This is a genomic window from Leptolyngbya sp. FACHB-711 (assembly GCF_014695615.1).
GTDB lineage: Bacteria > Cyanobacteriota > Cyanobacteriia > Elainellales > Elainellaceae > Leptolyngbya_A.
In genome coordinates, this window is the sequence record NZ_JACJOR010000126.1 from 1 (window position 1) to 9400 (window position 9400).

The 9400-nt window shown below is 51.8% G+C and carries 6 protein-coding genes; 3 read left to right on the forward strand and 3 right to left on the reverse strand.

What is annotated here, in order from left to right; all coding sequences use genetic code 11:
* Nucleotides 1–4943 (forward strand): nSTAND1 domain-containing NTPase (locus tag H6F80_RS04050; protein WP_242067152.1); only part of this gene is annotated, 4943 nt, incomplete at its 5' end.
* A 19-nt stretch (nucleotides 4944–4962) separates the two neighbouring features.
* Here H6F80_RS04050 and H6F80_RS04055 read toward each other — a convergent pair.
* The gene (locus H6F80_RS04055; protein ID WP_190790327.1) at nucleotides 4963–5637 is read right to left on the reverse strand and encodes a 5-formyltetrahydrofolate cyclo-ligase; all 675 of its coding nucleotides are present in this window, start codon (nucleotides 5635–5637) and stop codon (nucleotides 4963–4965) included.
* Nucleotides 5638–5842: 205 nt separating this feature from the next.
* Between H6F80_RS04055 and bcp the strand changes: the two genes are divergently transcribed.
* Both bcp and H6F80_RS04065 read left to right on the forward strand, forming a co-directional pair.
* Nucleotides 5843–6316 (forward strand): thioredoxin-dependent thiol peroxidase, encoded by a 474-nt coding sequence (bcp, locus tag H6F80_RS04060; RefSeq protein ID WP_190790328.1) that lies wholly within the window; start codon nucleotides 5843–5845, stop codon nucleotides 6314–6316.
* A gap of 77 nt (nucleotides 6317–6393) precedes the next feature.
* Nucleotides 6394–6849, forward strand: coding sequence for an NUDIX hydrolase (locus H6F80_RS04065; protein WP_190790329.1), 456 nt, complete (start codon nucleotides 6394–6396; stop codon nucleotides 6847–6849).
* Nucleotides 6850–6889: 40 nt separating this feature from the next.
* On the opposite strand, the gene hydA is transcribed toward H6F80_RS04065, so the two are convergent.
* Together hydA and H6F80_RS04075 are read right to left on the reverse strand one after the other, a co-directional pair.
* Complete coding sequence (gene hydA, locus H6F80_RS04070; protein WP_190790330.1) at nucleotides 6890–8299, reverse strand: dihydropyrimidinase; 1410 nt, start codon at nucleotides 8297–8299, stop codon at nucleotides 6890–6892.
* Nucleotides 8300–8868: 569 nt separating this feature from the next.
* Nucleotides 8869–9400: GNAT family N-acetyltransferase (locus H6F80_RS04075; protein WP_190790331.1), on the reverse strand; the 532-nt coding region annotated here is incomplete at its 5' end.

Genomic DNA, 9400 nt, shown 5'->3' on the forward strand with positions numbered 1-9400 from the left:
AGGAAAGCCCGGTTCGTCAGCGGATTATTATCCTAGACTGCTGCCACAGCGGAGAACTGCTGAATTTCCTGGAGGCAGATCCAGGCGCTGCACCAGGAACCGATCGTCTGTTTATGGCGGCTTCGCGAGAGTATGAGACTGCCTATGAGTCGATCGACAGTCCCTACAGCGTGTTCACCCAAGCCCTCCTCACCGGACTCGACCCCCAGCGCAGTAACACCGGAATTGTGAATCACCATGCCTTGACCGATTGGGTCAATCACCAACTTAAAGGCGAAATTCAGCAGCCCTTATTTGAAAGCTCCGGCAGCGAGATTATTCTGACGCGCCGAATCACTGGAGTCGATTGCTCCTTAGGGGGAACTGCTTTGCATCAATTCCCTGTAGAAACTGCTTTGCATCGCCCCCTGCCCGCATCGATCTCATCCCATCTGGAGACACCCCCGGTTTGCCCCTATCGCGGGCTGGAGTGTTTTGACGAATCGCATGCCGAGTTCTTTTTTGGACGCGAAGCCCTGTCTACCGAACTCCTGCAAAAACTCAAGACCAATAACTTTATTGCAGTTGTGGGGGCGTCGGGCATCGGTAAATCTTCGCTAGTTCGTGCGGGATTGATCCCCCTGCTGCGGCAGAGCAACCAGACTGATACAGATTGGCAGATTAAGCTCATTACCCCCAGTGAACATCCGCTGAAAAGCCTGGCTGCTGCCTTTGTTGATCCCGAAGCCGACCCGATCGAACGAGCAGAGCAGCTCAGACGGGCAGAACAGCTTTTGCAGGCAGGAGAAGCCGGATTTGTCCAGCTTGTGCGTGGCACGATGCCCCAAAACTTTGGGACGACTGGGCTGTCATCCCGACGGTCGCAATTGCTGCTGGTAATTGACCAGTTCGAAGAAATCTTTACTCAGGGGCACGCCCAGGCTGACCGGGAAAGACAGCAGTTTATTGCTTGTTTAATGGCGGCGGTAGAGGCTGGCTGCCTGAAGGCGATGGTCGTGCTGCGTTCAGACTTTGTGCCTCAGTGTCGTCAGTACGAACCGCTGGTGCTCCAGATTGCTCAGCATTCGGTCATCGTTCCCCCGCTCAAATACGACCAGCTCAAAGCGGCGATCGTCCGTTCAGCCCAAAAGGCAGGGTTACGCTGTGAACCGAATCTGGTTTATACCCTGCTGCTGGATGTCATTGGTGCGCCTGGCGAACTGTCGTTACTGCAATCGACCCTGCTCGAACTTTGGCAGCGGCGACAGCCCACTCCTGAAGGAATAGAGTGCCTGACACTCGATAGCTATCGGGAATTCGGCGGAATTCGGCAGCTTTTGCAGGAACGAGCAACCGATGTATTCCATCGCTTTGACACCGTAGAGCAGGCGATCGCCCAGCGGATTTTCCTTACCCTAACGCATTTTGGCGAAGGCACAGAAGACACACGCCGCCGTGTGTTTAAGTCGCAGCTTGTCAGCCCAACGTTTGCACCAGAAAAGACTGATTTAGTCGAGCGGATTTTAGAAAAGCTGGTTTCTGCGAAGCTGCTGGTCACGGATCAGGCGGGACTCAATGTTGCAGAATTGAGTGGGCAAGACGATCGAGGCATTCATCATTCCGGATTAGGTGACGCAGGGCTATTTTCTGTACGCGATCGTCCTGCTGAGGCGCTTCCCGATTGGAGTGATCGCCTTCATCCTCCTACCCTGGAAAAATCGACGCAGGCAGTGGTTGATGTTGCCCATGAAGCTCTGATTCGTCACTGGTCACTCCTACGGCAGTGGTGCAGTCGCGATCGCGAAATGCTGGTGCGACAGCGGGAGCTAGAAGAGGCGGCGCGAATCTGGTATGACGCCGGACAACCTGCCTCGATCGAGTTTTTGCTAGCAGGACGAAGGCTTGAAGCAGCAGAAGAGCTTGTCGCCGATCGAAGCCACGAACTTTCTGCCCTTACGCAGGAATTTATCCTTGCCAGTCGCAAAGAAGCTCAACGGGCGCGGCGAGAATCTCGCCAACTGCAAATCGCTGTGCCTGCTTTCCTGATGGCAACGCTGACGATCGTGATGGGGCAATATTTCAATGCGCTACAGTCCCAGATTGAAAAAGAGCAACAGTTGCGACTTGCCACCGCTCGCGAACGGGCAGCGATCACACAATCTATTCTTCAGGAAGCCAGCAACTCTGAGTCAGGTAGCTCTGCCGATGCAGTCACCACTGCCCTTCTTATTGGACGCTTAGCCGCCCAGGAAAAACCAACCGAGTCTGCCCAAGCGAGTCTGCGTCTTGCGCTGCAAAGCCTGCGTCTTCAGCTCAAACTGCCCATCACGCACAGTTCCATTCAGCAGCTTGAAATTAGCCCCGATCGCGGTTATTTAGCGGCAGCCAGTGCAGAGGGCAAAATTCGCCTGTGGACAATCCAGCCCTACCAGCTTTATAGCAGCACGAGTACCCCCCAACCTGGACAAGTTTTAGATTGGACGATCGGTGCGGGGCAAGGTTTAGAAGAAACGGTCTCGCAAGATCCTGCTCTGCAAGCAAACCCTTTGCCCTGTCGCTCGATCGCCGGCTGTCCTCCTGGTCAGAATCTATCCGCACCCACTCTTTCTCAGAGAGAACCGCTTCGGATTGCCAGTGTTCGTTTCAGTTCCAATAGTCAATCGATCGCCGCTTTTGCAGAAGGACTTCCCGATATTAAAGTGTGGTCTACACAGTACGGGGCACTGGTGCTGCATCTAAAGGGATCGGCTCCAGTGACACAACTTCACTACAGCCCGATGGGAGAGTGGCTGGTCTCCGTTCACGCCGATCGCAGTCTGGCGATCTGGCGCGGTGATACCGGAAAGCTTCAAGCTCGATTGCTGTATCCCAAGCCGATCGAGGCACTACAGTTCAGCCCAGATGGGCAGTTTTTGCAGGTGGGCTTTGAAAATGACCTCCGCCGTTATCGCCTGATTCAGACAGCAAATACTTCCCTTCATCTTCAGCCTGCTGCATCTCCAATTCAGGCAGAGTTAATTCAGGCAGGCTTAATTCAGGCAGGCTTAATTCAGGCAAAGCAGGTTCAGGCAGAGCAGCTTCAGCGAACGGTGTTTAGTCCTCAGGGCAACTGGACGGCAACCCTCAGCACTCAGGGACAGGTGAGCCTGTGGCGATCGCAAACCGGACAACTCCTGCACCGCTTCCCGATCGATCAAGATGCAAAGGTTCAGTTTAGCCCTAACGATCAAACGCTCTCAATTCTTACAGAAGAGGTGGTTTGGCTGTACGATATCTCGACCCGTCACTTAAAGCAACTGCCTTTAGTTTCCGGCAAAGCAACAGCCCTGACCTTTAGTATGGACGGACGCTGGCTTGTAACCCGCTCCAGCTCAGCAATGGGCAACGGGAAGCAGGTCATTCAGCTCTGGGACGGGAAATCCGGTGAGTCTGTTGGAAGGCTGCCGCAGGACTCGGAAGTGACAGAGGTGCGCTTCAGTCCTGATAATGCCTATTTGATTACAGGGGACGCTCAGGGTCAGCTCAAGTTTTGGGCAGTTCAAACTGGGGGCGAGTTGCCGACTCTAGAGCAAGCCAATGCCCCAGCCAGCCGGATTTCTTTTTTAGAGAATGGTTTGGGACAAAATCATGGTTCACAACTGCTAACGATCGCTGCGAACGGTCAAGTTCAGCCGTGGCGTTTACCTGCTGTTTCTGCTGCACCTGCCCAACCTGCTCGCTCGATTCCTGCCAGCGCAATTCACACCGCAGCCTTGAAATCAGAAAGCTTCTGGCAAAAATTAACAGAGCTTGCAGCCCAAACTGATCTTTTGGCGAAGGCAGAAGCCGCTTTACCCAGGCGCGCATCGGCAAAACAGCCAGAAGTCGTCCAACCCATTCAGGCAGAAGCGAAACTAGAAAGCATTCCTGGAACGATCGTCTGGTCTGGCTGGCGGGAGACAATATTCCACGTTGCAGGTTGGTCTTCACTGCCCTCATGGGCTGCGGGATCTGTCCTGGCGAATCAATCGTCTTTTAGCAGTGTTGCTTTAAGTGCTGACGGTGAATGGTTCGCGACCGCAGATCTCACTGGAACGATCGCCCTTCAGCAGCGACAGCCCAACCAAACCTTCCAGACCAAGCACCAGATTCGGAACTGGCGAATTGGTAGCCAACTGCTCCTGAGCCAAAAGATTATGGACAGTGTTGCCTTGCCGTCTCGCCCGGAGGATCAAAGCAGCGTGAAAATTTATCAGCTCCACTTCAGCCCAGACCGACAGTTTTTGCTAGGCGTAGGAGATGATTTGACGGTGCGGCTTTGGAACGTGGAATCAGGAGAGTTGGTTCAGGTTTGGAACGATCACCAGGCGACGATTCATCAGGTAAGATTTAGCCCAGACGGGTCGCAGATTATTACTGCCAGTCAGGACAAAACTGCCCAAGTTTTAGAAGTAAAAGCAGCGCATTCGGGTCTAGTGGCGTCGGGCAAACCCACCCGCGTTTTGACTCACGATACAGCAGTGACGAGCAGCAGTTTTAGCCCAGAGAGACAGCAAATTGTCACGGGCAGTGAAGATGGCAAAGCCAGAATCTATGATCGAGCAACGGGGCAACTGCAGTTTGTGCTAGCAGGGCATCAAAAAAAGATCGCGGATGTGCAATACAGCCCGGTTGGCGACTTGATCGTGACTGCAAGCGCAGATGGAACAGCGATCGTCTGGAATGCTCGAACTGGACAGCAGCAGGCATTGCTGAATCCACCTCGACAGCAAGACGGGCTGCAACCGCTCGTACAGGCTGCCTTTAGCCCAGATGGTCAGTATGTAGCGACACTCACTCCAACCGGGCAGGTTTATCTCTGGGCAGCTACCTGGGGTCATTTGCTTTCGCTAGCACAGGAACGCACGCCGCGCCAACTCACCTCGGAAGAATGTAGCCGCTACCTGAACCTGTCATTTGACCAGTGCCCCAAACTGCCGCTATAAAAACTGATTTTCCCAAAGATTATCGCTTCAGAAACAAGCCGAACTCGGTACAGATGCCATTGAGCGGTCGATCCCACGGGTCGGTGGGCAACTGCGGGAGCCGAGCAAACTCAAACACAATGCCGATCGTCGGTTTATTGCTCCAGGCAGGGGAACTGAGTAGGCGATCGTAAAATCCGCCGCCGTAGCCCAGGCGATAGCCCTTCACATCGCAAGCCACTGCCGGAACCAGAATTAAATCAACCGCTTGGGGCTGAATCAGCGGAGCATCTGCCTGGGGTTCTAGAATGCCGTAGCTGCCAGGCTGAAGTGGAAACTGAGGCGACCAGAGATGCCAGGAAAGCGATTTGCCCACACAGCGAGGCAGCCCCCAGCGGTGCGGCGTCAAAAAGAGCGGGCTGAGGTCGGGTTCTTGCCGAAAGCTCAGATATGCCAGGATGGTGTGCGATCGCTGGAATCCTTCCCACTGCTGCAAGTGGGCACAGAGCCGATCACTCTTCTCACGCCAAACGGACTGGGGTAGGGATTGTCGGGCTTTCAGGAGCGAGCGACGCAGATCAGCTTTCGCGGACGATGCGCCTTTTGCCAAATCAAAACGATTCTCATCATTTCTTCCGTCATTATTGTTTCCATCATTGATGGTGCAGGAAGGAAAGGGAACACCATTCTCGTCTACAGCCTTATTAGCAGTCATGTCGTTCAAGCAAGCGGTTTCATTCGCCCTAAAATTAGAATTATTATTGCAGCCTTTTTTGATCGCGTGAGGAATGTCCTGTAGGGGCTGCGCCCTTAGTCAGAAGTTTGACCGCTGCGCTATAGTCAAGAGCCAGGAAGGATCGCGATCGTTGTCGAAGGACTGTAATTCAGAAACGTAACTCAGAAAAGTAATCCAGAAAGCAATGCCTCTCCAGCCCGGTGACTCCGCTCCCAACTTTAGCCTACCTGATGCCGATGGCAACCTGGTTCAACTCACAGACCATCGCGGTCAATGGGTTGTGCTGTATTTCTATCCTCGCGACAACACGCCGGGCTGCACTAAAGAAGCCTGTAGCTTCCGAGATTTTTACTCAGACTATCAATCCAGCGATGTGGTGGTGCTGGGAATCAGCACAGATGATGCAAAATGCCACAATAAATTTGCGAGAAAATACAGCCTGCCCTTTCCACTGCTCACTGATGTAGAGGGTCATGTCGCTACCGCCTACGAGAGCTATGGCTTGAAAAAGTTTATGGGCAAGGAATATCTGGGCGTTAGCCGCAATACATTTCTGATTAACCCGGATGGCAAGATCGAAAAGGTGTACCTGAAAGTAAAGCCCGATAACCATGCGTCTGAGGTGTTAGCCGATCTGGGGGCAATCCGTGCTGCCTAATCCTGCTTTGTGGCTGAAATGACTTTTGAACGCATCAACTTGAACGAGAGAATTAGTAGACCTGCCCCTTTTTGATTATGCAACAGCTACAGCGGTATCTCCAGACAGCTCTGGGACTTGTGTTTAGACATCCAATTACGGGTACGAGTATTGTTCCAATTCTGCCCGATGGAAGGATTGTGCTGATTCAGCGTCGTGATAACGGTAAGTGGAGTCTGCCCGGCGGCATTGTGGATTGGGGCGAAGATATTCCTTCTGCCGTGCGGCGAGAGCTAGCCGAAGAAACCGGACTGTCGCTCGTTGAAATCAAGCGGCTCGTGGGCGTGTATTCCAGTCCAGAACGCGATTCCCGCTTTCATTCGATCTGTGTGCTGGTTGAGGCAATGGTGGATGGCACAATGCAGATCCAGGACTCGCTGGAAGTAATGGCGATTCGAGCGTTTTTGCCGACTGATATTCCTCAAGGAGACTTGTCGCACGATCACGATCGCCAAATTGAAGACTACTTTCGGGGCGCAACCATCCTCGCTTAGACAATAGATACGCTGATACGATTGTCAGGGGTCATCGAGATCACACCCTTCCCGAAGCCGATCGCCGCAGAAATTGACCGCTTCCGGGTGTGCCGTACCACTGATCACCATCCACAATCAGTTTGCCGCGCAAAAAAACTTTCTCGACTTTGCCCGTGACCAATCGCCCTTCGTAAAGGGAATAGTCCACGTTGGAATGGTGAGTGCTGGCGCTGATAATGTGGGATTTTTGGGGGTCAAACAGAATGATATCTGCATCGCTGCCGACGGCGATCGTGCCTTTACGAGGAAACAGTCCAAACATTTTTGCAGGAGCAGTTGCGGTAAGCTGCACAAATCGATTGAGTGATAGGCGATGAGTAAGCACGCCGCCATCAAATAAAAGCGGAATCCGTAGCTCGACGCCGGGCGCACCGTTCGGAATTTGCTCAAAATTGTCGCGCCCCAACTGTTTCGATCGATTGATGCCAAACGGATTTTCATTAAAGCAAAACGGGCAGTGATCCGTAGACACAATCTGTAGATCGTCGAACTTAAGCCCGCGCCAAAGGGCATGCTGGCAGTCAGCTTCGCGGAGCGGCGGGGTCATGACAAATTTTGCAGCTTCAAAGCCAGGGCGATCATATTCCTCGATCGTGAGAAACAGATAGTGGGGGCAGGTTTCAGCATAAGCTTCAATACCGCGATCCCGGGCTTCCACAACGGCATCTAAGGCTTCTTTAGCAGAGAGATGCACGATATATACGGGGATTTCTGCCAGCTCTGCTAATCGAATTGCGCGATGGGTGGCTTCGGCTTCCATGATGCGGGGGCGGGTGAGCGAGTGATATTTGGGTGAAGTATTGCCCTGTGCCAGAGCCTCTTCGATCAGAACCTGAATTACGCCGCCGTTTTCTGCATGTAGGTTGATCATGCCGCCGTGATTGCCCACGGTTCGCATCGATCGAAAAATGTCTGCATCTTCAACCATCAGTACGCCAGGATACGCCATAAACATCTTGAAGCTGGAAATGCCGTCGCGGTTAATTAAATCGGGTAATTCTGCTAAGGTTTGGGGCGTAATATGGGTCAGGATCAGGTGGAAGCTATAGTCTACGCAGGCTTTGGGCTGGGCGACGGCTAATCGCTGATCAAGTGTCTGTTTGGGAGTTTCTCCTTTTTTTTGCAGCGCGAAATCGATGATCGTGGTTGTGCCGCCAAAGGCAGCCGATCGCGTTCCGGTTTCAAAGGTATCGCACGTTTCGGCAGATCCCAGCGGAAACTCCATGTGGGTATGAACATCGACGCCGCCCGGCAGCACGAACAAATTGCTGGCATCATGAACGGTTGCTGTGTCGGAGTGGATTTCACGGGCGATCGTATCAATTCTGCCATCTTTAATCAAAATATCGGCTCGATAATCATCAACTGCGGTAATAATTCTTCCTCCTTGAATTAAGGTTTCGGTCATTCTTTTTCTCCTGAAGTGATTGTTGAATCCTTATGTTTGATCTTTGGATCGGATCTTTGGGTCAGATTTTTCTGTCAGATCTTTGCGTTTAATCTTTAACAGGTTAATCGATCGAGTAAAACAAATCGCCTACTTAATAATTAACTTTAATTTCTTCTAGTTTTTTGTCAATTGCATTCCATCACAGTTTGCAATTTTGTCTAGATTTCATTACATTGCGCTATTTTTTGAATAATTACTTGTTTGCAACGTACTACAGCTTTTTATGTCGCTCAATCTTCTGGGTTTATTTATTGACGATTATTCATGGATCTTTGTAGTCGTGTTGAATCTGTTTGCATTGGTTTAACCAAGGTTTTACGCGATCGTCTTTCTGGCTACTACTCCTTTAGGTAGGCTTATCTCTGTGCCACCGGATAAAGTGTCACAAGTAAAGGCTGGAGGCGGAATTGACTCGTTATTGTTGTAATCAAGGTGTGAGGAAAAGTAGAAAAAGCCTCTGGGGTCGAAACAAGGCAAGACTCCCGGAGGTTTTTTCTTTTGTTCTTTTTCTGCCTTTTTTGCTCTTTTTAGCGATCCAGCTTTAATGCAAGCAGCTTTGAGCGGGGTGTAATTCCCAGAGCATTTCGCACGCTTGCCGGAAGTTCTTTTGCAGCGATCGGCTCAAACCTCAATCGGGTGTAAAAACTAACGCGATTAGTATGGCAAGCAAGATAAAGCGGTTTGACTGCTTTTTGGCTCAGCGCATCCACCAGAATTGAGCCAAACCCGTAGTGGCGATAGGCAGGCGCAACCAGCAGGTTAAACAGCAGCGAGTAATGGCGATAGCGGCAGAGTTTACCGCAGGCAATTAGCTTTCCCGATGGCTTTTCTACGGAGCGACTACTCCGAGGAACTGCGAAGCAATCGACAATGACCCAATATTGCTTCCAGTCATTAGAAATCAAGGGACTGATCTGTATCCAGAAAAGCGAGCTGCTCAGGGCAACGATCGCCAGCAGCACGACTGCCACTCCCACAGTCACCATCATCCAAAATAAAACGGCAGTGACCACACTCCAGCCCAGAAATTGCCATTGGTGCATGGGACGATTGGTTTCG